Below are 21843 nucleotides of genomic sequence, written 5' to 3'. Positions count from 1 at the left end.
GGGCGGGGTCAGAAGGGCCGCGTGGTGTAGTCCACCTCGTCGGGATAGAGCCCGTCCTCGATCGTCGTCGTATGGACCCGGACCAGCCGCCCGTCCTCGATCTTCGAGATGTTCTGGACCCCGAAGGCCTGGTGCGTGCGCCCGTTGAAGATCTTGTCGCCCTGCGGATGCTCGTTCGAATAGGGCATCTCGCTCATCGCCTCGAAGGCCTCGACCAGCGCCTCGCCATCCTCCCGGCCGCCGTACTGCGCCGCCTCCATCGCGGTCTTGAGCGCGAAGAGCGTCTCCCAGGTCGAGAACATGTGCGAATAGGTCGAGATGTTGCGCGGATCCTCGATCGCGGCCCCCTTCGCATCCACGCCCACCGCCTCGCGGTAGAAGGTCTCCACCGGCGTCGCATCCTCCTGGAGATCGCGGCACTGGCCTTCCCAGAAATGCGTGCCCTCGAGGAACTCGAGCCCCGGGCTCGCGACGTCGACGCCCTCGAGCGAGTCGATGAAGCCGAAGATCGCCGGATGATCGCCGCCGGAATAGAATTCGCCGAGTTCCTTGACGAAGGTCAGCACCGCGGGGCCGACCATCACATGGTAGATCACCTCGGTCTCCTTCGGGATCCGGGGCAGGTAGCGCGTGAAGGAGGTCTCGGTCGGCGGAATGCCGAGCGCGGCGATCACCTCGCCGCCCTGCGCGGCCATCGCGGCGGTGAAATTGTCGCGGTGATCGTAGCCGAACGCGTAGTCGGGATAGATCATCGTGACCTTCTTGCCGAGGTTCGCCGAGACCCATGGCGCCATCGCCTGCACCTGGCTCTTCACATCGGTGATGCCGGGCTGGAGCGTCCAGCGGTTGAGCGCGCCGGAGGCGACGTGGTGGCCCTCCGAACAGACAAGATAGGGCACCTTCAGTTCCTGCGCGCGCGGCGCCGTGCCGACGACGACATGGGAGAAGAGCGCGCCGAAGACGAGGTCGCAGCCATGCCGCGTCACGAGCTTCTCGAACACCTCCGCGCCGCGCTTCGGGTCGGTCGCATCGTCCTCGAAGACGAGTTCGACCGGACGGCCGTTGATCCCGCCGCCCGCGTTCAGCACCTCGAGCGCGGCGTTCACCGTGCGTTCGTACCAGCGCCCGTAGGTGGCGCCGATACCGGTGCGATGCACCTGGAAACCGAGCCGGTAGGGGGCGGAACTTTGCGCCTGGACGAAGCGGGGGAAGGCGCCGGCGCCCGCGATCAGCCCGCCGCCCGCGGCCATGCCGCGCAACAGGCCGCGGCGCGACAGCGTGCCGGGAACAGGGATCTTCGTCATCTCTCGGGCTCCGCGATGCTTCGGCCGCGGACCGCGCCGCCGCTCTCTCGGCGTCGAGATTGTCGGCCGTCCGCGCGAATGTCTACCCCGGCGGCGAAACCCGCGGCCCCGCGGGGAATTTCCGGTCTATCCTCGCCCGGACGACTCGGAAGGCGCCGGGTCACGGGAGGGAGAGACGGGATGCGCGCGAAGATCCTGGCGGGACTGCTGCTCGGCCTCTGGATCGGCCCGGGGGCGGCGCCCGGCCGCGCCGATCCGCTGCTCGACGAGATGGTGGAGTTCGACGGGGTGATTGGCTCGCTCAGCGTCGGCTCCCCGGGTTTCGTGCTCGCGGCGATCCGCGACGGCGAGACGGCGGTGCGCGGCTTCGGCGACCGGGGCGACGGCCAGGCACCCGACGGCGACACGCTGCTGCGCGTCGGCTCGATCAGCAAGGTCTTCTGCGGCGCCGCGCTCGCGGATCTCGTCGCGCGGGACAGGCTCGCGCTGACAGACACGCTGGAATCGCGCGCGGGTTTCGAGGGGGTGAGCTTTCCCGAGCGCGACGGCGTTCCGATTCGCCTCATCGATCTCGTCACCCAGTCCTCGGGCCTGCCGCGCGAGGTGCCGGCCCAGCCGGGGCCGCCCGACGATCCCTTCGCCGGCAATACCCACGCCGCGCAGCTCGCGGGGCTGGGGGCGCCGCTTCTCTTCACGCCGGGGCGGGGCATCCTCTATTCCAACTACGGTTTCGACCTGCTCGGCGCCGCGCTCGCCCATACCGCCGGCCAGCCCTACGCGGATCTGCTGGCCGAGCGCGTGCTGAGGCCGAACGGCATGGCCGACACGACCTTCGCCCCCACGCCGGAGCAGGAGCCGCGGCTGATGCGCGGCCATGACTTCTCGGGCGCGCCGATGCCCTTCGCGCCGACGCCGGTCACGATCGAATGCGCGGGCGGGCTCTATTCGACGCCGAACGACATGCTGCGCTGGCTCGCCTGGCAGCTCGACACCGGTTCCGCCGAGGACGCGGAATGGCGCCTGCTCGACCAGGCCGCCTGGCGCTACCGCGACGGGCTCGACCCGGTCTCGGGCCTCGACGACGGCGGGACGATGGATGCGATGGGGCTCGGCTGGGTCGTGATGCTGCCCCGCGACAACGCGCCGCTCGTCCTGCAGAAGACCGGCGGGCTGCAGGGCGTCTTCTCCTATGTCGCGATGGCGCCGAGCCGGAAGGTCGCCGTCTTCGCGGCGATGAACCAGTTCAGCGTCACGGGCTTTCCGGCGATGGTTAAGACGGTGAACGACCTCCTCGACGCGCTCGCCGGGCGCTGAGGGCGGCGCGGGGCTCTCGGTTGCCGCCCCGCGGAAAATGTGCGATCACGGCTGCCGACAGACAATAAGCTCCGGGGTTTCCCAGCATGATCGATTTCGCAGCGGCGCGCGAAGCCATGGTCGATTGCCAGGTTCGTCCGTCCGACGTGACCCGGTATCCCATCATCGAGGCGATGCTGGCCGTCCCGCGGGAGGAGTTCCTGCCCGAGGCGCTGCGGCCGGTGGCCTATCTCGGCGAGCACATGCCGATCGCGCCGGGGCGCGTCCTGCTCGATCCCCGGGTCTTCGCGAAGATGCTCGACGCGCTCAACGTCGGCGGCTCCGACCTCGTGCTCGATATCGGCTGCGGTTACGGCTATTCGAGCGCGGTGCTCGCGCGCATGGCCGAGGCGGTTATCGCGCTCGAGGAGATCGAGGATCTCGCCGGCCGGGCCGAGACGCTGCTCTCCGCCCATTCGGTCGACAATGCGATCGTCGAGAACGGACCGCTCGCCGCCGGCGTGCCAGGGCAGGGCCCCTACGACGCGATCATCGTCGAGGGCGGGATCGAGGTGCTGCCGGAGGCGATCACCGACCAGCTCAAGATGGGCGGCCGGATCGTCGCGATCTTCCTCGAAGGCCGCGGCGGCCAGGCGCGGCTCGGGATCAAGATGGCCCATGGCATCGCCTGGAGGCGTGTCTTCGACGCCTCGGCGCCGAAACTAATCGGTTTCGAAACGGCGAAAACATTTGTATTCTGAGCCCGCCCGGACGATAGTCGCGCGCACGAAGCCCGGCCAGCGGGCCGGGAGCAGTTAATCGAGGACATGATGGCGAAGCGACTTCGACCGTTTCTGATGTCGACGGCCATGGCGGTCGCCGTGGCGTTGCCCGGGGCCGGTTTCGCCGAGACACTCGCCGACACCCTGGTGAAGGCCTACCAGACCAGCCCGACGCTTCAGGCGGCGCGCGCCGCGCTGCGCGCCACCGACGAACGGCTGCCGCAGGCGGAATCCGCGAAGAAGATCCAGTCGCAGCTGTCCGCGAGTGCGAATGCCTTCGCGGTCTCGGACGACGATTACGTCCAGATTCCGGACTATTACAACGCGGCGCTCGAGGCGAGCCTTCTCGTCTACGACCACGGCCAGACCGCGGCCGCGATCGAATCCGCCCGGATGTCGATCGCCGCGGCCCGCGCCGACCTGCTCGACGTGGAGCAGCAGGTGCTCTACGCGGCGGTCTCGTCCTACATGGACGTGCGCCAGGCGGTGGAATTCCTTCAGATCGCGCGGAACGACGTGCAGGTGCTCGAGGAGCAGCGGCGCGCGATCAACAACCGTTTCGACGTGGGCGAGGTGACGCGCACCGACGTCAGCCTGACCGAGGCGCAGCTGCAGAGCTCGCGCGCCCAGCTCGCCGACGCGGAGGGCAATCTCCAGACCGCGCGCCAGGCCTATCTCGCCGCGGTCGGCACGCTCCCCGGCGATCTCGAGCCGCCGCCGCCGACGCCGGATCTGACGAAGACGGTGCGCGACGCGGTCGCGATCGGCCTGCGCAGCAACCCGCAGATCATCTCCGCCCAGTTCGCCGAGCGCGGCGCGATCGCCGATTTCGACCGCGCGCTCGCCGCCAAGGGTCCGACCGTCTCGGTCTCCGGCTCCTACGGCTATCAGGGCTACAACCGCTACCAGGGCTATGACCGGATGATCGGCCAGGTCGGGGTCAGCGGCAGCCTGCCGCTCACCACCGGCGGCAATCTCGACAGCGTCGTGCGCCAGGCGCAGCAGGTCGTCGATCAGCGCAAGTCGCAACTGCAGGCCGCCGGCCGCAACGTCACGCAGAACGTCAACGCGGCCTGGATCCAGCTCGACGTCGCGAAGGCGACGATCCTCGCGAACCAGCGCCAGCTCGACGCCTCGCGCATCGCCTACGAGGGCGTGGTCGAGGAAGCCCGCCTCGGCGCGCGCTCGACGCTCGACGTGCTGAACTCGAACCAGGACCGGCTGCAGGCGGAGGCCGAGGTGGTGCGCTCGCATCGCAACGAATACGTCGCCGCCTACGCCGTGCTCCAGGCGATGGGCCTGCTCACGGCCGAGCATCTGAAGCTCGGCGTGCAGGACTACGACCCGAACGTCTATTTCAACCAGGTCCGGAACGGCCCGCGCGGTGGCTACGATACCTCCGCCGTCGACCGCGTCCGCGCCCGCTGGCAGCAGTGACGCGCATGTCGGGCGACGAGGACCGTCCGGACCACCAGCCCGAGGATCAGGCGAAAGGCCCGAACCGGCAGGCGCTGTCCGAGGTGCTCGCCTCGATCCGCGCCCTCGTCTCGGCCGAGACCAGCGCCCGGATGCACGAGCCCGACGAGATCGGCGAGGAAGAGGCCGGGGAGGGCGTGCTGATGCTGACCCCGGACATGCGGGTGGACGCGCGCGCCGCGCCCGGCCGGCTGGCCGAGGGGGCGGGCCTGCTCTCCGGCGCCCCGATCCTCGACGAGGAAGGGCTGCGGCGCATCGTGAACGAGATCGTGCGCGAGGAACTTCGCGGCGAATTCGGCGAGCGCATCAGCCGCGACCTGCGCCGGATGGTCCGGCGCGAGGTCGAGGAGGCGCTCCGCGCCGAACGCGGCGGCGACTGACCTTCTCAGGAATGCTCGGCGAAGCGCACCGCCCCGATGAAGGGCAGGTTGCGGTTGCGCTGGCCGTAGTCGATGCCGTAGCCGACCACGAAGCGGTCCGGGATCTCGAAGCCGATCCAGCGCGCATCGACCGCGACCTCGCGCCGCGACGGCTTGTCGAGCAGCGCGCAGACCTCGAGCCGCCGCGGACGGCGCGTGCGCAGGATCGCGAGCACGTGGCTGAGGGTGAAACCCGTGTCGATGATGTCCTCCACCACCAGCACGTCGCGCCCCTCGATCTCGCCGCGCAGGTCCTTCAGGATCCGCACCTCGCGGCTCGATTCCATCGCATTGCCGTAGGAGGAGGCCTCGAGGAAATCGACCTCGATCGGCAGGTCGATCTCGCGCACCAGATCGGCGATGAAGATGAAGGAGCCGCGCAGCAGGCCGACCACCACGAGCTTCTCGGTGCCTTGGTAGAATTCGGAGATCTCGCGGGCGAGCGACTCGACCCGGGCCGCGATCGCCTTCGCGGAGATCAGCGTGTCGATCGCATAGGGGCGGGGGTTCATTCCGGACCTTGATCCTCGCATTGCGCGGCGCGCCGCCGCCTCGGGGGCCCGGGGCAAGTTCTTGCCCCCGGGCCTTGTGCCCGCCGGATCCTATTGTCAAATACCGGGACCGACAACGCGAAACCCGGGCGCGCGCCCCGGGCCAGTACAGAAGGTCGAGCGACCCATGCCCACCCACGCGGAAACCCGGATCATGCCCTATTCGGCCGATCAGATGTACGCGCTGATCGCCGATGTCGGACGCTATCCCGAATTCCTGCCCTGGTGCTCGGCGGCGCGGATCCGCTCGGTGACGCCGCTGCCCGACGGCGGGGGCGAGGTGATGGAGGCCGATCTCGTCATCTCGTTCAAGGTCTACCGCGAGAAGTTCGGCAGCCGCGTGACGATGCGGCCCGAGGCGCGCACGATCGACGTCGAATACATCGACGGCCCCTTCCGCTACCTGCGCAACCGCTGGAAGTTCGTCCCGCTCGGCGAGCACCGCTGCGAGGTGGATTTCTTCGTCGATTTCGAGTTCCGCTCCGCGATCCTCTCGAAGCTGATCGGCTTCGTGTTCAACGAGGCGATGCTCCGGATCGTGCGCGCCTTCGAGGCGCGGGCGGCGGCGCTCTACGGCGCGCCCACCACCGCCTGAAGCCCGAGTTCGAGCGCGGTCTCGACCGCGCGCGCCCGCACGTTCCCCCGGCCGAGCGGCCCGAAGTCGCGCCGCTCCGCGACGGTGCCCCGGGCGGTGGCGGTGGCGAACCAGACCAGCCCCTCGGGTTTCGCCGCCGAGGCGCCGGGGCCCGCCACGCCGGTGATCGCGATGGCGAGATCGGCGCCGGAGGCGCGGCGCGCCCCCTCGGCCATCGCGCGGGCGACCGGCTCGGAAACCGCGCCGTGCTCGGCGATGAGGTCGCCCGGCACGCCGATCATCTCGGACTTGGCCGCGTTGGAATAGGTGAGATAGCCCCGGTCGAACACGTCCGAGGAGCCGGGGATGTCGGTCAGCGCCGCGGCCACCAGCCCGCCGGTGCAGCTCTCCGCGGTCGCGACATGCCAGCCCCGCGCCCGCGCCGCCCCGAGGAGCGCGCGCGCCCGCGTCTCGTCGATCATGCCCGCCCCGGCCATCTCCGCGCCTCCCGTCACATGCCCATGAGGCCGTGCGAGATCGCCGCCGCGACCGCGACCGCGACCGCGGCGAATAGGCCCGCCACCACGTCGTCGAGCATCAGGCCGAGCGGCGAGTGCAGCCGGTCGGCCCGGCCGACGAGCCAGGGCTTCCAGATGTCGAACAGCCGGAACATCAGGAAGCCGCCGACCCAGCCCGGCCACGGGAAGAGCGCCGGCGGCGCGCCCATCGCCCAGAGCCCGGCCGAGAGCGGGAAGAGGGCGATCCACTGGCCCACCACCTCGTCGACGACGAATTCGCCCGGATCCTTCGCCGGGTCGTCGGCGGTCTCGATCCGCACCGCCCAGAACCCGACCAGGAACAGCGCGAGCGTCGCGAAACCGAGCAGCGGGAAGCCGCCGAGCCGGTGCAGCAGGTAGCCGAGCGCGACGGCGGCGAGCGAGCCCCAGGTGCCGGGCGCGGGGCGCAGCAGCCCGACCCCGGCGAAGGTCGCGATGAACCGCGTCACGGCTTCACCAGCGTCGCCGTGGCGAGCGCGGCGATGCCTTCCTCGCGCCCGGTGAAGCCGAGCCGTTCGGAGGTCGTCGCCTTCACGCTGATCCGCTCCAGGTCGATCCCGGTGATGCGCGCCAGTTCCGCGCGCATCTCGGCGGCGCGGGGGCCGATCTTCGGCTTCTCGCAGACCAGGGTGCAGTCGAGCGCGCTGACCGCGAAGCCGCGCGCATCCGCCCGCTCCACCGCCTTGCGCAGGAAGATCTCCGAGGCGGCGCCCTTCCATTCCGGCTCCGACGGCGGGAACCACTGGCCGATGTCGCCCTCGGCGAGCGCGCCGAAGATCGCGTCGGTCAGCGCGTGCATGCCCACGTCGGCGTCGGAATGGCCGACGAGGCCGCGGTCGAAGGGCAGGCGCACGCCGCAGAGCGTGACCCCGTCGCCGGGGCCGAAGGCGTGGACGTCGAAACCGTTGCCGACGCGGATATCCATGGCAGTCTCCTGAACGGCCGGATCCGCGACGCGCGCCCGGGCGCGGACGAGATCGGCCGGGGTGGTGATCTTCACATTCGCCTCGTCGCCCGGCACGATCCGCACCGCGAGCCCGGCCTCCCGCGCCACCGCGACGTCGTCGAGCGCGCGCGCCGGATCGGCGAGACCGCGATGCGCGGCGAGGATCGCGTTGAAGGCGAAACCCTGCGGCGTCTGCGCCCGGGTCAGCCCGTCGCGCGGGATGGCGCGGCCGGCGCGGCCCCGGTCGATCTCCCAGAGCGCGTCGACCACCGGCAGGCAGGGCACCGCGCCCGGCACCTCGCGCAGCGCCGCGATCACGGCGCCGATCACCTCCCCGGTCACGAAGGGGCGCGCGGCGTCGTGGATCAGCACCATGTCGGGCGCGAGCAGCGTCAGCGCCTCGAGCCCCGCCCGGACCGAGCCCGCGCGGTTGTCCGCGCCGGCGACCGGCGGCAGCAGCCGGCGGTCGGCGATGTCCCGCGTGGCCTTGTGGTAGAGCATGATGTCGTCGGGGGCGATCACGGTCAGCACCGCGCCCACCTCGGGATGGGCCAGCAGCGCCCGGATCGTGCGCGTGAGGATCGCCTCTCCGCCAAGATCCTGGTACTGCTTGGGAATATCTCCGCCGAGCCGCGTCCCACGGCCGGCGGCGACGATCAGCGCGGCGATTGCCATCGGTCCCGGCCCCCCTGGATCTGTTGTTCGCCGTTTATAGAGGCGCGGACGCGTCCGGGGCAATCCCATGGGCGCCGCCGCGGCGGCGATGGACGGTTTCCCGAGCGGTGCTTGCCTTGTGTGCGGCCATTTGTTAATCAGGTCCGAAGATGCACACGGATTGGGCATATGGATGTCTCTTTGGATCGCATGAGCCCCCCGGCGCCCGTTTTTCTCGCACCGATGGCCGGAATCACTGATCTGCCGTTCCGGGAGCGCGCGCTGGACCATGGCGCCGCGATGGTGTTTTCCGAGATGATCGCGAGCGGCGAGGTTCTGAGCGCGCGGCCGCTCGCGCGCGGCAAGGCGCGGATCGGGCGCGCGGCGGAACGCAGCGGGGCGCAACTGGCCGGGCGCGAGCCCGGGCCGATGGCGGAGGCGGCGCGCTACTGCGCGGGCGAGGGCGCGCGCCTCATCGACATCAACTTCGGCTGTCCGGCGAAGAAGGTCACCAACGGCCTCTCCGGCTCGGCGCTGATGCGCGACCTCGATCTCGCGCTCGCGATCGTCGAGGCGGTGGTGGCCGCGGTCGACGTGCCGGTGACGGTCAAGACCCGGCTCGGCTGGGACGCGGAGGCGCTGAACGCGCCGGAACTCGCGCGGCGGGCCGAGGCGGCGGGGGTGGCGCGGATCACCGTTCATGGCCGCACGCGCTGCCAGTTCTACACCGGAAGCGCCGACTGGGCGGCGATCGCGGCGGTCTCCCGCGCGGTTTCGATCCCGGTCATCGCCAATGGCGACATCCGCGACGCGGCGGAGGCGCGCGCGGCCCTCGCGGCCTCGGGCGCCCGGGGCGTGATGATCGGCCGCGCGGCGCGCGGCGCGCCCTGGCTGCCGGGCCAGATCGCCGCCGAACTCGCCGGCGCGCCGGTGCCCGCGGCCCCCCGGGGCGCCGCGCTCGCCGACTACGTGATCGGCCATTACGAGGCGATGCTCGGCTTCTATGGCCGCGACATCGGCGCGCGCGTGGCGCGCAAGCATCTCGGCTGGTATCTCGACCGCCTGCCGGGCTCGGCGCCGGCGCGGGCGCGGCTGATGCGGGCGGCGAGCCCGGAGGCGGTGACCGCGATCCTGCGCGCCGAGGTTCCGGATCTCGATGGCGCGGACCAAACCGCGCGGGAGGCGGCGGCGTGATCGTGACCGGTTTCGAGGCGCTCTGGAGCGCCATTCCCTATCCCGCCGTGGTGCTCGACGCGGAGGACCAGATCCGCACCGCCAATCCCGCCGCCGAGAGCTTCGGCGGGGTCTCGCTGCGCCAGATGACCGGCCGGCCGATCGGCCGCTTCCTCGGCCACGACAGCGCCGTGCTCGAGGTGATCCGCCAGGCGCGGCGGAACAATTTCTCGGTCGCCCAGTACAACGTGATGGTCGCCTGGGGCGAACAGCCGCCGCAGCCGCAGAACGTCCACGCGACCCCCCTGCAAGACAACGAGGGAGAGATCCTGCTCTTGATGCATCCTCAGGGCATGGCCGACAAGATGGACCGCAGCCTCAACCACCGCTCCGCCGCGCGGTCGGTGACGGGCATGGCCGCGATGCTCGCGCACGAGATCCGCAACCCGCTCGCCGGCATCTCCGGCGCGGCGCAGCTCCTTGAGATGAGCCTCGGCGAGGCGGACCGGGAACTGACCGGCCTGATCCAGGCGGAGGCGGCGCGCATCGGCAAGCTCGTCGACAAGGTGGAGCAGTTCGGCGACCTGCGCCCCGCGCAGCGCCAGCCGCTCAACATCCACGACGTGCTCGACCGCGCCCGGCGCGCCGCCCAGGCGGGCTTCGCCGCGCATGTGCGCTTCTCCGAGGATTACGACCCGTCGCTGCCCGCGACCCCCGGCGATCCCGACCAGCTGCTGCAGGTGTTCCAGAACCTGCTCAAGAACGCGGCCGAGGCGGTGCCGCGCGTCGGCGGCACGATCGGCATCTCGAGCGCCTTCCGTCCCGGGGTGAAGATGATGGGTCCGAGCGGCAGGCAGAGCGAGAGCCTGCCGCTCGTCGTCACCATCACCGACAACGGGCCGGGGATTCCGGAGAACCTGATCCGCGACGTGTTCGACCCCTTCGTCAGTTCCAAGGTGAACGGCACCGGGCTCGGCCTGTCGCTGGTGTCGAAATTCGTCGCCGACCACGGCGGCGTCGTCGAATGCGACAGCCGCCCGGGCCGCACGCGCTTCCGCGTGCGCCTGCCGGTCTGGCGCGACGCGATGGGAGCCTGAGGCGATGGAAGGAACGATCCTCGTCGCGGACGACGACCGCACGATCCGCACCGTGCTCGCGCAGGCGCTGACCCGCGCCGGCTGCCGGGTCCGCGCGACTGGAACCGCCTCGACCCTCTGGCGCTGGGTGGAGGAGGGCGAGGGCGACGTCGTCGTCACCGACGTGATGCTGCCCGACGGCGACGCGCTCGACCTCCTGCCCGCGATCAGGAAGCGCCGGCCGGACCTGCCGGTGATCGTGATGAGCGCGCAGAACACGGTGATGACGGCGATCCGCGCCGCCGAGGTCGGCGCCTACGAATACCTGCCGAAACCCTTCGACCTGAAGGAGGTGCTGGGCCAGGTCTCCAAGGCGCTGAACCAGAAGACCCGCCGCGCCCCCGCCGCCGACGAGCCGGAGCCGCAGCGCGAGGACAACCTGCCGCTGATCGGGCGCAGCCCGGCGATGCAGGAGGTCTACCGCATCCTCGCGCGGCTCATGAACACCGACCTCGGCGTGATGATCAACGGCGAGAGCGGCACCGGCAAGGAGCTCGTCGCCCGCGCGCTGCACAATTTCGGCCTGCGCAAGAACGGCCCCTTCGTCGCGATCAACATGGCCGCGATCCCGCGCGAGATGATCGAGAGCGAACTCTTCGGCCACGAGAAGGGCGCCTTCACCGGCGCCGACCGGGCGATGTCGGGCAAGTTCGAACTCGCCAAGGGCGGGACGCTCTTCCTCGACGAGGTGGGCGACATGCCGCTCGAGGCGCAGACGCGGCTCCTGCGCGTGCTGCAGGAGGGCGAGTTCACCCGCGTCGGCGGCCGCGAGGTGCAGACGGCGGATGTGCGCATCGTCGCGGCCACCCACCAGGACCTGCGCGGCCTGATCAACGAGGGCCGGTTCCGCGAGGATCTGTTCTACCGCCTCAACGTCGTGCCGATCCGCCTGCCGCCGCTGCGCGAACGGCTCGAGGACGTGCCCGACCTCGCCCGCGCCTTCCTGCGCCGGGCCGAGGCGGAGGGGCTGCCGCGCAAGTCGATCTCGAAGGAGGCGCTCGACATCCTGAAGAAGCAGGAATGGTCGGGCAACGTGCGCGAGCTCGAGAACCTGATGCGCCGGCTCTGCGTGCTCTGCCCGGACGACGTGATCTCGGGCGCGGTCGTCGGGCAGGAGATCTCGGCGCGGCCGAGTTCGGCGACCAGCCCCTCCGGCCCGCAGCCGCAGCGCCTCGCCCATGCGATCGAGGGGCATCTGCGCCGCTATTTCGACCTGCACGGCGACGGCCTGCCGCCCGACGGGCTCTACGAGCGGATCCTGAAGGAGATGGAACTGCCGCTGATCGCGCTCAGCCTCGCCGCGACGCGCGGCAATCAGGTGCGGACCGCGGAATTGCTGGGCATCAACCGGAACACGCTGCGGAAAAAGATCAAGGATCTCGACATTCGGGTGACACGTGGCAAGCGGATGATGTAAGACTGCAACAGTCGAGCTGGAAACCAAGCGTAACACAAGAATGCGCGCGTCATCGTTGACCCTGGCCTGGTTGCGTCTGGGCCGATGGCGGAGCAACCGCGGCGTCCAGGCCGCGGGCTTCTGGCTCATGGTCGCGCTCGCGCCCATGCTCGCCATCGCCACCTTCGCCGTGCTCGGCGAGATGGAATGGCTCGGCGGGGGCAGGTCGCTCCGCGTCGTGCTGCTCGCCGATTTCGTCTACGCGCTCATCGTCGCCGGCTTCGTCGTCCGCCGCCTCGCGGAGATGATCTCGGAGCGCAAGAAGGGCTCGGGCGCGACGCTGCACATGCGGCTGGTGCGCTTCTTCACGCTGATCGCGCTGATCCCGACGATCCTCGTCGCGATCTTCGCGACGATCACGCTCAACGTGGGGCTGGAGGGCTGGTTCTCCGACCGGGTGCGCAACGTGGTCTCCAATTCGCTCGCCGCGGCGCAGGCCTACGAGGACGAGCATCGCGTGACGCTGACCACCGACGCCGGCGCGCTCGCGCGCTACATCGAGGAGCAGAAGCGGCGCTATCCGCTGATGTCGGGCGGCCAGCTTCGCGAGACGCTGACCCATGGCCAGCTCCAGATGCAGCGCGCGCTGCCCAAGGCCTATGTGATCGACGGCGACGCGCGGATCCGCTCGCGCGGCGAGCGGAGCTATCTCTTCGACTACAGCCCGCCGAGCCCGGCGGAGATCGAGGAGGCGCGCTCCGGCGAGACCGTCGTGATCCAGGACTGGGAGCACAACGAGTTCCGCGCGCTGCTGCGGCTCGACGGTTTCGCCGACTATTTCCTCTACGTGAGCCGCGACGTCGACGGGAAGATCCTGAGCCTGCTCGACGAGACCAAGGAGACGGTCCGGCTCTACGAGCAGCTCGAGGCCGACCGCGGCCGGATGGTGTTCGAATTCGCGCTCATCTACCTCGGCTTCGCGCTCGCGGTCATTCTCGCCGCGATGTGGATGGGGATGTGGTTCGCCGAGCGGCTGGCGCGGCCCGTGGGCCGGCTCGCGCGCGCGGCGGAGCGCGTCGGCCAGGGCGATCTCGACGTGCGCGTGCGCGAGGAGACCGGCGGCGACGAGATCGCGATCCTCTCCCGCGGCTTCAACAAGATGACGCGCCAGGTGAAGGGCCAGCGCGACGCGCTGATCGCGATCAACGCGGAGACGGAGCGGCGGCGGCGGCTGTTCGATTCGGTCCTTTCCGGCGTCACGGCCGGGGTGATCGGCCTCGACGGGCTCGGCCGGATCGAGATGATGAACACCGCCGCCTCGGCGCTGCTCGCGCTCGACCCGGCGACGGCCGCGGCGCGGCCGCTGCGCGAGGCGGCGCCGGAATTCGGCGCGCTCATCGACAAGCTCGACCCGCGCAAGCCCCATCCCGTCGCCCAGGCCGAGGTCCGGGTGCTGCGCGACGGGCGCCAGCGCGACCTGCTCGCCCGCGTCGCGGCGCGCGCCGGCGCGGACGGGATGCTCGAGGGCTATGTCGTGTCCTTCGACGACGTCACCGATCTCGTCGTCGCCCAGCGCCTCGCCGCCTGGGGCGACGTGGCGCGGCGCATCGCCCACGAGGTCAAGAACCCGCTCACCCCGATCCAGCTCTCGGCCGAGCGGATGCGGCGCAAGTTCGGCCCGATGGTCGGCGAGCAGCGCGAGAGCCTCGAGCAGTACGTCGACGTCATCGTGCGCCAGACCAACGACCTGCGCCGGATCGTCGACGAATTCTCGAAATTCGCCCGGATGCCCGCGCCGGAGCGCAAGCCCCTCGACCTCGGCAAGCTGATCGGCGAGGCGCTGCTGTTGCAGGAATCCGCCCGTCCGGACATCCGCTACGTCCTGAGCTTGCCCGAGCACGCCGTCCTGTCGCATCTCGACGGCACGATGATGAACCAGGCGCTGACCAATCTGATGAAGAACGCCGCCGAGGCGATCGACGAGCGCGAGCCGGGGCAGGGCGCGGCGCCGGGCGAGATCCGCGTCGCGATGACGAGCGGAGAGAGCGAGATCGTGATCGAGATCGAGGACAACGGCCGCGGCCTGCCGGAGGATCCGACGCGGCTCTTCGAACCCTATGTGACGCATCGCGCCAAGGGGACCGGCCTCGGCCTGCCCATCGTCAAGAAGATCGTGGAGGAACACGACGGAACGCTCGAACTGCTGCCGGCGCGGCTGTTCGAGGGCGGGGACCATGTAGGGGCGCGGGCGCGGATCACCCTGCCGCGCGGGCTTCCGGACCGCGCGGCCGGCGGGGAAGACCGGACAACGACAAGCACGAGACTGAGAGAGAGCGTCCAATGAGCGATATCCTGGTGGTCGACGACGAGCCCGATATCCGCGCGCTGATCGCGGACATCCTGTCCGACGAGGGCCACGCGGTGCGGACCGCGGCCGACAGCGACGCGGCGCTGTCCGAGATCAACGCCGCCGCCCCCGACCTGGTGATCCTCGACATCTGGCTGAAGGACAGCCGGCTCGACGGCATCGACATCCTCAAGCGCGTGAAGCGCGACAATCCCGCGATCCCGATCGTCATCATCTCCGGCCACGGCAACATCGAGATCGCCGTCGCCGCGATCAAGCAGGGCGCCTACGACTTCATCGAGAAGCCTTTCAACATCGACCAGCTCATGGTCGTGATCGGCCGCGCGCTGGAGGCCTCGCGGCTGAGGCGCGAGAACGCGGCGCTGCGGGGCAGGGAGACGAGCAACTCGGTCATGATCGGCTCGAGCCCGGCCTTCCGCCAGCTCCGCTCCCAACTCGAGAAGGTGGCGCGCACGAACAGCCGCGTGATGCTGACCGGCCCGGCCGGCTCCGGCAAGGAGGTGGCCGCGCGCGCGGTCCACCGCGCCTCCGACCGCGCGAACGGCCCCTTCATCACGGTGAATTCCGCCTCGATCGGCGCCGACCAGATGGAGGAGGTGCTCTTCGGCCGCGAAAGCGCCGAGCGCGGCGTCGAGCCCGGCCTCTTCGAGCGCGCGCATACCGGCATCCTCTTCTTCGACGAGGTCGCCGACATGCCGCTCGGCACGCAGTCGAAGATCCTGCGCGTGCTGGTCGACCAGAGCTTCCAGCGCGTCGGCGGCTCGGACACGGTCCGGGTCGACGTGCGCGTGCTCTCCGCCACCACCCGCGACCTCGCCCGCGAGGCCGCCGCCGGCCGCTTCCGCGTCGAGCTCTTCCACCGGCTGAACGTGGTTCCCGTCATGGTGCCCCCGCTCGAAGCCCGCCGCGAGGACGTGCCCGAACTCGCGCGGCATTTCCTGACCGAGCTCAACGCCACCCAGGGCCTGCCGCTGCGCGAGCTCTCGCCCGAGGCGGAGGCCCAGCTCCAGACGATGCGCTGGCCCGGCAACGTGCGCCAGCTCCGCAACACGCTCGAACGCGCGCTGATCCTCGGCTCGGAGACCGGCCCGATCGAGCCCGAGGAACTGACCGCCGATTCCCAGGCCAACGGCGCCTCCGCCGGCGGCATGCTCGGCGCCTCCTTCGCCGGCCTCGCGCTGCGCGAGGCGCGCGAGATGTTCGAGCGCGAATATCTCCTCGCCCAGATCAACCGCTTCGGCGGCAACATCTCGCGCACCGCGAGCTTCGTCGGAATGGAGCGTTCGGCCTTGCACCGCAAGCTGAAGTCCCTGAACGTCATCTCGGCCGGCCGCGGTGGCCGGAACGAGGAAGCCGAGGAGGCCGTCTGACGCTTCCCCCGCGGAAGCGCGGACGCGAGGAACCCGTCGGGAAAGACCGTCCATGAAGATCATCATCTGCGGCGCCGGCCAGGTGGGCGGCCAGATCGCCCGGCACCTCGCGCGCGAGGAAGGCGCGAACAACGTCACCGTGATCGACAACGATCCCGCGCTGGTGCGCCGGCTGATGGACGGCTACGACATCGGCGGCATCGCCGGCTTCGCCTCGCATCCGGACGTGCTCGAACAGGCGGGCGCGCGCGACGCCGACATGATCATCGCCGCGACCCAGTCCGACGAGGTCAACATGGTCGTCTGCCAGGTCGCGCATTCGATCTTCTCGGTGCCGCGCAAGATCGCCCGGCTGCGCTCCCAGGCCTATCTCGACGCGATCTACGCCGACCTCTACCGCACCGGCCACCTGCCGATCGACGTGGTGATCTCGCCCGAGATCTCGGTCGCGGACGCGGTGATGCAACGGCTGAACGCGCCCGCCGCCTTCGACATCGAGGGCTTTCTCGAGGACCGCGCCCAGCTCGTCGGCATGACGCTCGACGCCTCCTGCGCCGCGCTCTACACGCCGCTCCGGCAGCTGAGCGAGCTCTTCTCGACGCTGCGCGCGGTCATCGTCGGGCTGCGGCGCAAGGGCCGGCTCGCGGTCGTGACCTCCGACGAGCAGCTGAAGCCGGGCGACCAGATCTACGCGCTGGTCGTGACCGAGGACATGGCCCGCTTCATGGAGGCCTTCGGCAAGGACGCGCTCAGCGTCGAGCGGGCGCTGATCATCGGGGGCGGCAACATCGGGCTGCGCGTCGCCCAGACGATGGAACGGCTGCGCCCCCGCGCCCAGGTGAAGCTGATCGAGCGCGACAGGGAGCGCGCCGAGACCGCGGCCGAGGCGCTCCGGCGCGCCGTGGTGCTGCGGGGCGACGGGCTCGATCTCGACCTGCTGCGCGAGGCCAACGTGGCCGAGACCGATGCGATGGTCGCGCTGACCGAGGACGACAAGACCAACCTGCTCGCCTGCGTCCGCGCCAAGGCGGCCGGCGCCAAGCTCGTGATCGCGCTCCTCAACGACCAGACGCTCGTCGATCTGGTCGAGCCGATCGGGATCGACGCCTATGTGAACCCGCGCTCGACCACCGTCTCCTCGATCCTGCGCTACGTGCGCCACGGCCGGATCCGGCAGGTCTATTCGATCGGCGACGGCGAGGCGGAGGTGATCGAGGCGCAGGTGCTGCGCACCTCGGCGCTGGCCGGGCGCATGGTGCGCGAGGCGGAAATGCCGGAGGATGCCCGGATCGGCGTGATCCGCCGGGGCGACAAGGTCTTCACCCCCCGGGCCGACACCCGGCTCGCGGAGGGCGACGAACTCACCATCTTCGCGATGCGCAAGTCGGTGGCCGACGTGGAACGGCTGTTCCAGGTCGGCTTCGACTTCTTCTGAGCGATGGCCACCGCGAGGAAGCGCCGCCTGAGGGAGCGCGCGCGGCGGCTCGAGGCCGTCGCGCCCCGACGCTTTCCCGGCTTCATCCGCGTGATGCTGCTCGCCTCGGCGATGATGCTGGTGCCCGCGCTGATCGGCGCGAGCGAACGCGACTGGCTCGTCGCCCGGGTCTTCCTGATCCACGGCGTCTTCTTCGCCTTTCTCTCGGTCATCCTCGGCCTCGCGGTGATGAACCGCGTGCCCCGGATCGCGGAGCGCTATCACCTCGTCACGCTCTTTCTCGTCTACGCGCTGCTGCCGCTCGTGCTCGCCACGCCGGTCAATGCGATCGTGCCGGGCGTCTCCATCGGCGCGGCCTATTTCGAGATGCTGTCCTGCCTGACCACGACCGGGGCGACGCTCTTCGACCGGGCGCCCGAACTGCTGCCCGCGCCCCTGCACCTGTGGCGCGCGATGACGGGCTGGGCGGGCGGGTTCATGGCGCTGGTCGTGGTCTTCGCGATCCTCGCGCCGATGAATCTCGGCGGCTTCGAATTCGCCGAGGCCGCGGGCGTCGGCAACCGCTCCGCCACGATCGACGAGGCGGCGCGCCGTCTGGTCCGCTTCTCGACCGAGATCGGGCCGATCTACGCCGGGCTGACCGGCCTCCTCGCGATGGCGCTGCTGATCGCGGGCGATCCGCCGCTCGTCGCGGTCAGCCACGCGATGGGCACGCTCTCGACCAGCGGCGTCTCGCCGATCGGCGGCGTGCAGGACGCCCCCTCCGGGCGGCTGGGCGAGATCCTGGTCGCGATCCTGTTCCTGCCCGCGATCTCGCACCGGATCACCAACTATCACCTGCGCCACCGCCGCTGGCCGACCTTCGACGACCCGCAGTTCCGGCTGATGCTGATCAGCGTGCTCGGCGTGACGCTGGTGCTCTATCTGCGCGCCTTCGCAGGCGCGGCGGAGATCGATCGCGAGCATGATCTCGCCGGCACCCTTCGCGCCCTCTGGGGCGGCTTCTTCACCAGCGTCTCGTTCCTCACGACCACCGGTTATGTCAGCGCCGACTGGCGCGCCTCGCAGCTCTGGTCGAACCTGCCGCAGCCCGGCACGATCCTGATGGGGCTCGCGGTGATGGGCGGCGGAATCGCGACCACGGCGGGCGGCGTGAAACTGTTCCGGCTCTACGTGCTCTATCGCCACGGCCTGCGGGAGATGGACCTGCTGACCCACCCGAGCTCGGTCCTGCGCCGGGGCCGGGGCGAGCGGCTGATCACGCCGGCGGGCGCGCGCATCGCCTTCATTTTCCTCATGCTTTTCCTGATCGCGATCGCGGTCGCGATGGTCGGCCTCGCCGCCACGGGCCTCGGATTCGAGGAAAGCCTCACCTTCGCCATCGCGGCGCTCACGACGACCGGACCGCTCGCGGGGACCCTGGGCGAGGCCGGCCGCTACGCCGCGCTCCCCGATTCGGCGCTGGCGATTCTCTCGCTCGGGATGATCGTCGGGCGGATGGAGACGCTCGTGGTCGTCGCGCTGCTGAACCCGGCCTTCTGGCGGCGCTGAACCGGGCGCGGCGAAAATGCCGCAGTCGCGGGAGGATTCAAAAAATTGCCCTTGCGCTCTGGAAATGGCCGGGGCCCACGACCATACTGCCCCGCAACAACAACAACGACGCGAGCCGATTTCGCGCCGCCATACAACTGAAGGCTGAAAAAAATGGCTGCCGACAAACAGAACCTCCAGGACGCCTTTCTCAACAACATCCGCAAGGCCAAGGTTCCGGTCACGATCTTCCTCATGAACGGCGTGAAGCTGCAGGGCGTGATCACGTGGTTCGACAATTTCTGCGTGCTTCTCCGCCGGGATGGGCAGTCCCAGCTGGTCTACAAGCACGCGATCTCGACCGTCATGCCCTCGCAGCCGATCACGCTCTATGAGGCCGACGATCACTGATCCGGTGGCGCGCATGCGCGCCCTTGTCCTGCATCCCCTCCGCCACGGCGCCGCGGCCCGCGATCCGGCGGGCGCGCTCGCCGAGGCCGTGGCGCTGACGGAGGCGCTCGATCTCGAGGTGGTCGGCGCGGAACTCGTGCCGCTGCCGAAGGCGCGCGCCGGCACGCTGGTCGGATCGGGGAAGCTCGAGGAGATCGGCGCGACGGTCGCGGAGCGCGAGGCGGGGCTCGTCATCGTCGACGGGCCGCTGACGCCGGTGCAGCAGCGCAATCTCGAGAAGGCCTGGAACGCCAAGGTGCTCGACCGCACCGGGCTGATCCTCGAGATCTTCGGGGACCGCGCCCGCACGCGCGAGGGCGTGCTCCAGGTCGAACTGGCGCATCTGAGCTACCAGAAGTCGCGGCTGGTCCGCAGCTGGACCCATCTCGAACGCCAGCGCGGCGGCCACGGCTTCCTCGGCGGCCCCGGCGAGACGCAGATCGAGGCCGACCGGCGCGCGATCGACGAGCGCATCACCCGGATCAAGGCGCAGCTCGCCAAGGTCGTGCGCACGCGCGGCCAGCATCGCGCGGCGCGGCGGCGGCTCGACTATCCGGTGGTGGCGCTGGTCGGCTATACCAACGCCGGGAAATCGACGCTCTTCAACCGGCTGACCGGATCGGCGGTGCTCGCGAAGGACATGCTCTTCGCGACGCTCGATCCGACGATGCGCGCGATCGACCTGCCGGACGGGCGCCGCGCGATCCTCTCGGACACGGTCGGCTTCATCTCCGACCTGCCGCACCAGCTCGTCGCGGCCTTCCGCGCCACGCTGGAGGAGGTGCTGGACGCCGATCTGATCCTGCACATCCGCGACATCTCCCACGAGGAGAGCGAGGCGCAGGCCGCCAGCGTGCGGACGACGCTCGACGAACTCGGCCTCTCGGAGGCGGAGCGGGAGCGGATGATCGAGGTCTGGAACAAGGTCGACGCGCTGCCCGAGGGCCGGGTGGAGCCCACGCGCCAGATCGCCGCGCGCAATCCCCGCGTGCGGGTGATCTCGGCGCTGACCGGGGAAGGGGTGCCGGACCTGCTCGAGGTCGTGGCGGAGGAACTCGCCGGACCGACCTCGGAGGCCGTGCTGCGGCTCGGCTTCGACCAGGGCCGGCGCCGGGCCTGGCTCTTCGACCACAGGCTGGTGCGCGCCGAGCGGCGGACGGAGGAGGGCTACGAGGTCGAGGTGCGCTGGACCGAGCGCGACCGCGACCGCTACGCCGCGCTCGATACGGAGTAGGGCGCCCGAATATGCATTGACATATTCGCAGCGGGGCCGCCTGGAAACGGGCGGCTCCGTTTCATATGCATTTGCATATCGCCGCCAGCGGATCCTCGGCCAAGGGATCGATCCAGCGCCAATCCGCCATCCGGCCACGAAACCAGCTGCGCTGGCGCTTCGCGAATTGCCGTGTCCCGATGACGGCCGAGGCCGTGGCTTCCGTGAGCGTGACCTCGCCCCGGAGATGCGCGAGCAGATCCGGCGCGCCGAGAACGCGCGCGGCGGGCAGCGCGGGATCGAGGCCGCGCGCGGCGAAATCGCGGGCTTCCTCCAGCGCGCCTTGTTCAAGCATCAGATGAAAACGATGCTCTATCCTCTTGCCAAGCAGAGATCTTTCTGGCATCAGAACGATACGGACACAGGCCGCCGGATCGAGAAGCGGCGCCGCGGTGTCCCGGTGCCAGGCGCCGATGCCGCGCCCGGTGGCGCGCAGAACCTCCCAGGCACGCTGGATCCGGGCCGGGTTGGCCCGATCGATCCGGGAATGGGTTTCCGGATCCTCGCGCGCGAGATCGGCCAGAAGGTCCGCGACCGCGCCGGCGTCGATCCGTTGCTGAGACAGGGCGCGGATCCTCTCGGGGATCGGCGGGATCTCGGCCAGACCCTCGGTCAGGGCGGAGAGATAGAGCCCGGTGCCGCCGGTGATGATCAGCCGGCCGGGCGGATCCGCGAGAAGCGGCGCGAGGTCGCGCAGCCAGGCGCCGACGGAATAGCGCGTCGCGCCGGGCACATGGCCGTAGAGCAGATGCGGCGCGCGGGCGAGATCCTCGGGTGACGGCCGCGCGGTCAGGACGCGCCAGCAGTCATAGACCTGGGCCGCGTCCGCGTTGACGACCACGCCGCCGAGCCGCTCGGCGAGGCGCAGCGCGAGTTCGGATTTCCCGCTGGCGGTCGGACCGGCGATCAGAACGGGCGAAAGACGATCGGGCACGGGGGAAATCCTTGGTCGCGGCGCGTGCCGAGGGCTAACCGGCGCGGTGGTGGCGGTTCAAGCGCGAAACGGGCCGGACCGACCCGGGGCCGGCTGCTGACTGCTCCGCGGATCAGCGGACCCATGTGATGACCGGCATGGCGCTTCGGCATCGTCGAGGCGGCGCATACATCATAATCATCATTATCCGAATCTGACACCCTGCCATTGACCGGAGGCTTT

Annotated in this window: 20 protein-coding genes; 14 read left to right on the top strand and 6 right to left on the bottom strand. The window is 70.3% G+C overall.

The features are described 5' to 3' along the window. Positions 1-8: 8 nt before the first annotated feature. On the bottom strand, positions 9-1304 hold the full coding sequence (locus tag FJM51_RS03835; protein WP_140452785.1) for an ABC transporter substrate-binding protein: 1296 nt from the start codon (positions 1302-1304) through the stop codon (positions 9-11). Between the two features lie 180 nt (positions 1305-1484). Here FJM51_RS03835 and ampH point away from each other — a divergent pair, with 180 nt between their 5' ends. The 4 genes from ampH to FJM51_RS03815 all read left to right on the top strand — a co-directional run bounded on the left by ampH (position 1485) and on the right by FJM51_RS03815 (position 5235). Beyond that, positions 1485-2618 carry a D-alanyl-D-alanine-carboxypeptidase/endopeptidase AmpH gene (ampH, locus tag FJM51_RS03830; RefSeq protein ID WP_140452784.1) on the top strand — a complete coding sequence of 378 codons (1134 nt, stop codon included), beginning with the start codon at positions 1485-1487 and terminating at the stop codon, positions 2616-2618. An 86-nt stretch (positions 2619-2704) separates the two neighbouring features. Then, a complete protein-coding gene (locus FJM51_RS03825; RefSeq protein ID WP_140452783.1) occupies positions 2705-3358 on the top strand; it encodes a protein-L-isoaspartate O-methyltransferase family protein in 654 nt (217 codons plus the stop codon). A 96-nt stretch (positions 3359-3454) separates the two neighbouring features. After that, positions 3455-4816 carry a TolC family outer membrane protein gene (locus tag FJM51_RS03820; RefSeq protein WP_181164435.1) on the top strand — a complete coding sequence of 454 codons (1362 nt, stop codon included), beginning with the start codon at positions 3455-3457 and terminating at the stop codon, positions 4814-4816. Between the two features lie 5 nt (positions 4817-4821). Then, positions 4822-5235, top strand: a complete 414-nt coding sequence (locus tag FJM51_RS03815; protein ID WP_140452781.1) for a hypothetical protein — start codon at positions 4822-4824, stop codon at positions 5233-5235. Between the two features lie 5 nt (positions 5236-5240). Here the strand turns inward: FJM51_RS03815 and hpt are convergent, their stop codons facing one another. Beyond that, positions 5241-5786 carry a hypoxanthine phosphoribosyltransferase gene (gene hpt, locus FJM51_RS03810; protein ID WP_140452780.1) on the bottom strand — a complete coding sequence of 182 codons (546 nt, stop codon included), beginning with the start codon at positions 5784-5786 and terminating at the stop codon, positions 5241-5243. Positions 5787-5952: 166 nt separating this feature from the next. Here hpt and FJM51_RS03805 point away from each other — a divergent pair, with 166 nt between their 5' ends. Continuing rightward, positions 5953-6420 (top strand): type II toxin-antitoxin system RatA family toxin, encoded by a 468-nt coding sequence (locus FJM51_RS03805; RefSeq protein ID WP_140452779.1) that lies wholly within the window; start codon positions 5953-5955, stop codon positions 6418-6420. On the opposite strand, the gene FJM51_RS03800 is transcribed toward FJM51_RS03805, so the two are convergent. Genes FJM51_RS03800 through FJM51_RS03790 form a run of 3 tightly spaced genes read right to left on the bottom strand, consistent with a single transcriptional unit; the run spans position 6396 to position 8577 of the window. Beyond that, positions 6396-6896: a CinA family protein gene (locus tag FJM51_RS03800; protein ID WP_233712962.1), complete on the bottom strand. Its 501-nt coding sequence runs from the start codon at positions 6894-6896 to the stop codon at positions 6396-6398. The two genes, FJM51_RS03805 and FJM51_RS03800, sit on opposite strands and share 25 nt — an antisense overlap. Before the next feature lie 14 nt (positions 6897-6910). Then, positions 6911-7405, bottom strand: coding sequence for a phosphatidylglycerophosphatase A family protein (locus tag FJM51_RS03795; protein ID WP_140452778.1), 495 nt, complete (start codon positions 7403-7405; stop codon positions 6911-6913). Further along, positions 7402-8577 (bottom strand): bifunctional 2-C-methyl-D-erythritol 4-phosphate cytidylyltransferase/2-C-methyl-D-erythritol 2,4-cyclodiphosphate synthase, encoded by a 1176-nt coding sequence (locus FJM51_RS03790; protein WP_140452777.1) that lies wholly within the window; start codon positions 8575-8577, stop codon positions 7402-7404. The genes FJM51_RS03795 and FJM51_RS03790 overlap by 4 nt, the downstream gene beginning before the upstream one ends. 168 nt (positions 8578-8745) lie before the next feature. Here FJM51_RS03790 and dusB point away from each other — a divergent pair, with 168 nt between their 5' ends. The 9 genes from dusB to hflX all read left to right on the top strand — a co-directional run bounded on the left by dusB (position 8746) and on the right by hflX (position 20648). Then, on the top strand, positions 8746-9750 hold the full coding sequence (gene dusB, locus FJM51_RS03785) for a tRNA dihydrouridine synthase DusB (RefSeq protein ID WP_140452776.1): 1005 nt from the start codon (positions 8746-8748) through the stop codon (positions 9748-9750). Beyond that, positions 9747-10826, top strand: a complete 1080-nt coding sequence (locus FJM51_RS03780) for a two-component system sensor histidine kinase NtrB (RefSeq protein ID WP_233712961.1) — start codon at positions 9747-9749, stop codon at positions 10824-10826. Before dusB ends, FJM51_RS03780 begins: the two co-directional genes overlap by 4 nt. Positions 10827-10830: 4 nt before the next feature. Then, complete coding sequence (ntrC, locus tag FJM51_RS03775; protein ID WP_140452775.1) at positions 10831-12282, top strand: nitrogen regulation protein NR(I); 1452 nt, start codon at positions 10831-10833, stop codon at positions 12280-12282. Positions 12283-12337: 55 nt separating this feature from the next. After that, positions 12338-14605 carry a sensor histidine kinase NtrY-like gene (locus FJM51_RS03770; RefSeq protein ID WP_306419412.1) on the top strand — a complete coding sequence of 756 codons (2268 nt, stop codon included), beginning with the start codon at positions 12338-12340 and terminating at the stop codon, positions 14603-14605. Beyond that, positions 14602-15999, top strand: coding sequence for a nitrogen assimilation response regulator NtrX (gene ntrX, locus FJM51_RS03765; RefSeq protein WP_140452773.1), 1398 nt, complete (start codon positions 14602-14604; stop codon positions 15997-15999). Before FJM51_RS03770 ends, ntrX begins: the two co-directional genes overlap by 4 nt. 52 nt (positions 16000-16051) lie before the next feature. Next, positions 16052-17434 (top strand): Trk system potassium transporter TrkA, encoded by a 1383-nt coding sequence (gene trkA / locus FJM51_RS03760; protein ID WP_140452772.1) that lies wholly within the window; start codon positions 16052-16054, stop codon positions 17432-17434. Between the two features lie 3 nt (positions 17435-17437). Further along, positions 17438-18985, top strand: coding sequence for a TrkH family potassium uptake protein (locus FJM51_RS03755; RefSeq protein WP_140452771.1), 1548 nt, complete (start codon positions 17438-17440; stop codon positions 18983-18985). A 153-nt stretch (positions 18986-19138) separates the two neighbouring features. Then, entirely contained in the window at positions 19139-19375 is a 237-nt protein-coding gene (hfq, locus tag FJM51_RS03750) for an RNA chaperone Hfq (protein WP_140452770.1), read from the top strand. Positions 19376-19388: 13 nt separating this feature from the next. After that, complete coding sequence (hflX, locus tag FJM51_RS03745) at positions 19389-20648, top strand: GTPase HflX (RefSeq protein WP_233712960.1); 1260 nt, start codon at positions 19389-19391, stop codon at positions 20646-20648. Between the two features lie 61 nt (positions 20649-20709). On the opposite strand, the gene miaA is transcribed toward hflX, so the two are convergent. Next, positions 20710-21621 carry a tRNA (adenosine(37)-N6)-dimethylallyltransferase MiaA gene (gene miaA, locus FJM51_RS03740; RefSeq protein ID WP_306419411.1) on the bottom strand — a complete coding sequence of 304 codons (912 nt, stop codon included), beginning with the start codon at positions 21619-21621 and terminating at the stop codon, positions 20710-20712. Positions 21622-21843: the final 222 nt, after the last annotated feature.

It is taken from the genome of Amaricoccus solimangrovi (genome assembly GCF_006385685.1).
GTDB classification, from domain to species: Bacteria; Pseudomonadota; Alphaproteobacteria; order Rhodobacterales; family Rhodobacteraceae; genus Amaricoccus; species Amaricoccus solimangrovi.
Note: the sequence above shows the minus strand (reverse complement) of the source record. Positions and strands in the feature narration are given on the sequence as shown.

Bases quoted from the DNA above. Each gene is read 5' to 3' on its own strand.
- FJM51_RS03835 (WP_140452785.1), bottom strand. From the start codon at position 1,304: ATGACGAAGATCCCTGTTCCCGGCACGCTGTCGCGCCGCGGCCTGTTG.
- ampH (WP_140452784.1), top strand. From the start codon at position 1,485: ATGCGCGCGAAGATCCTGGCGGGACTGCTGCTCGGCCTCTGGATCGGC.
- FJM51_RS03825 (WP_140452783.1), top strand. From the start codon at position 2,705: ATGATCGATTTCGCAGCGGCGCGCGAAGCCATGGTCGATTGCCAGGTT.
- FJM51_RS03820 (WP_181164435.1), top strand. From the start codon at position 3,455: ATGTCGACGGCCATGGCGGTCGCCGTGGCGTTGCCCGGGGCCGGTTTC.
- FJM51_RS03815 (WP_140452781.1), top strand. From the start codon at position 4,822: ATGTCGGGCGACGAGGACCGTCCGGACCACCAGCCCGAGGATCAGGCG.
- hpt (WP_140452780.1), bottom strand. From the start codon at position 5,786: ATGAACCCCCGCCCCTATGCGATCGACACGCTGATCTCCGCGAAGGCG.
- FJM51_RS03805 (WP_140452779.1), top strand. From the start codon at position 5,953: ATGCCCACCCACGCGGAAACCCGGATCATGCCCTATTCGGCCGATCAG.
- FJM51_RS03800 (WP_233712962.1), bottom strand. From the start codon at position 6,896: ATGGCCGGGGCGGGCATGATCGACGAGACGCGGGCGCGCGCGCTCCTC.
- FJM51_RS03790 (WP_140452777.1), bottom strand. From the start codon at position 8,577: ATGGCAATCGCCGCGCTGATCGTCGCCGCCGGCCGTGGGACGCGGCTC.
- dusB (WP_140452776.1), top strand. From the start codon at position 8,746: ATGGATGTCTCTTTGGATCGCATGAGCCCCCCGGCGCCCGTTTTTCTC.
- ntrC (WP_140452775.1), top strand. From the start codon at position 10,831: ATGGAAGGAACGATCCTCGTCGCGGACGACGACCGCACGATCCGCACC.
- ntrX (WP_140452773.1), top strand. From the start codon at position 14,602: ATGAGCGATATCCTGGTGGTCGACGACGAGCCCGATATCCGCGCGCTG.
- trkA (WP_140452772.1), top strand. From the start codon at position 16,052: ATGAAGATCATCATCTGCGGCGCCGGCCAGGTGGGCGGCCAGATCGCC.
- FJM51_RS03755 (WP_140452771.1), top strand. From the start codon at position 17,438: ATGGCCACCGCGAGGAAGCGCCGCCTGAGGGAGCGCGCGCGGCGGCTC.
- hfq (WP_140452770.1), top strand. From the start codon at position 19,139: ATGGCTGCCGACAAACAGAACCTCCAGGACGCCTTTCTCAACAACATC.
- hflX (WP_233712960.1), top strand. From the start codon at position 19,389: ATGCGCGCCCTTGTCCTGCATCCCCTCCGCCACGGCGCCGCGGCCCGC.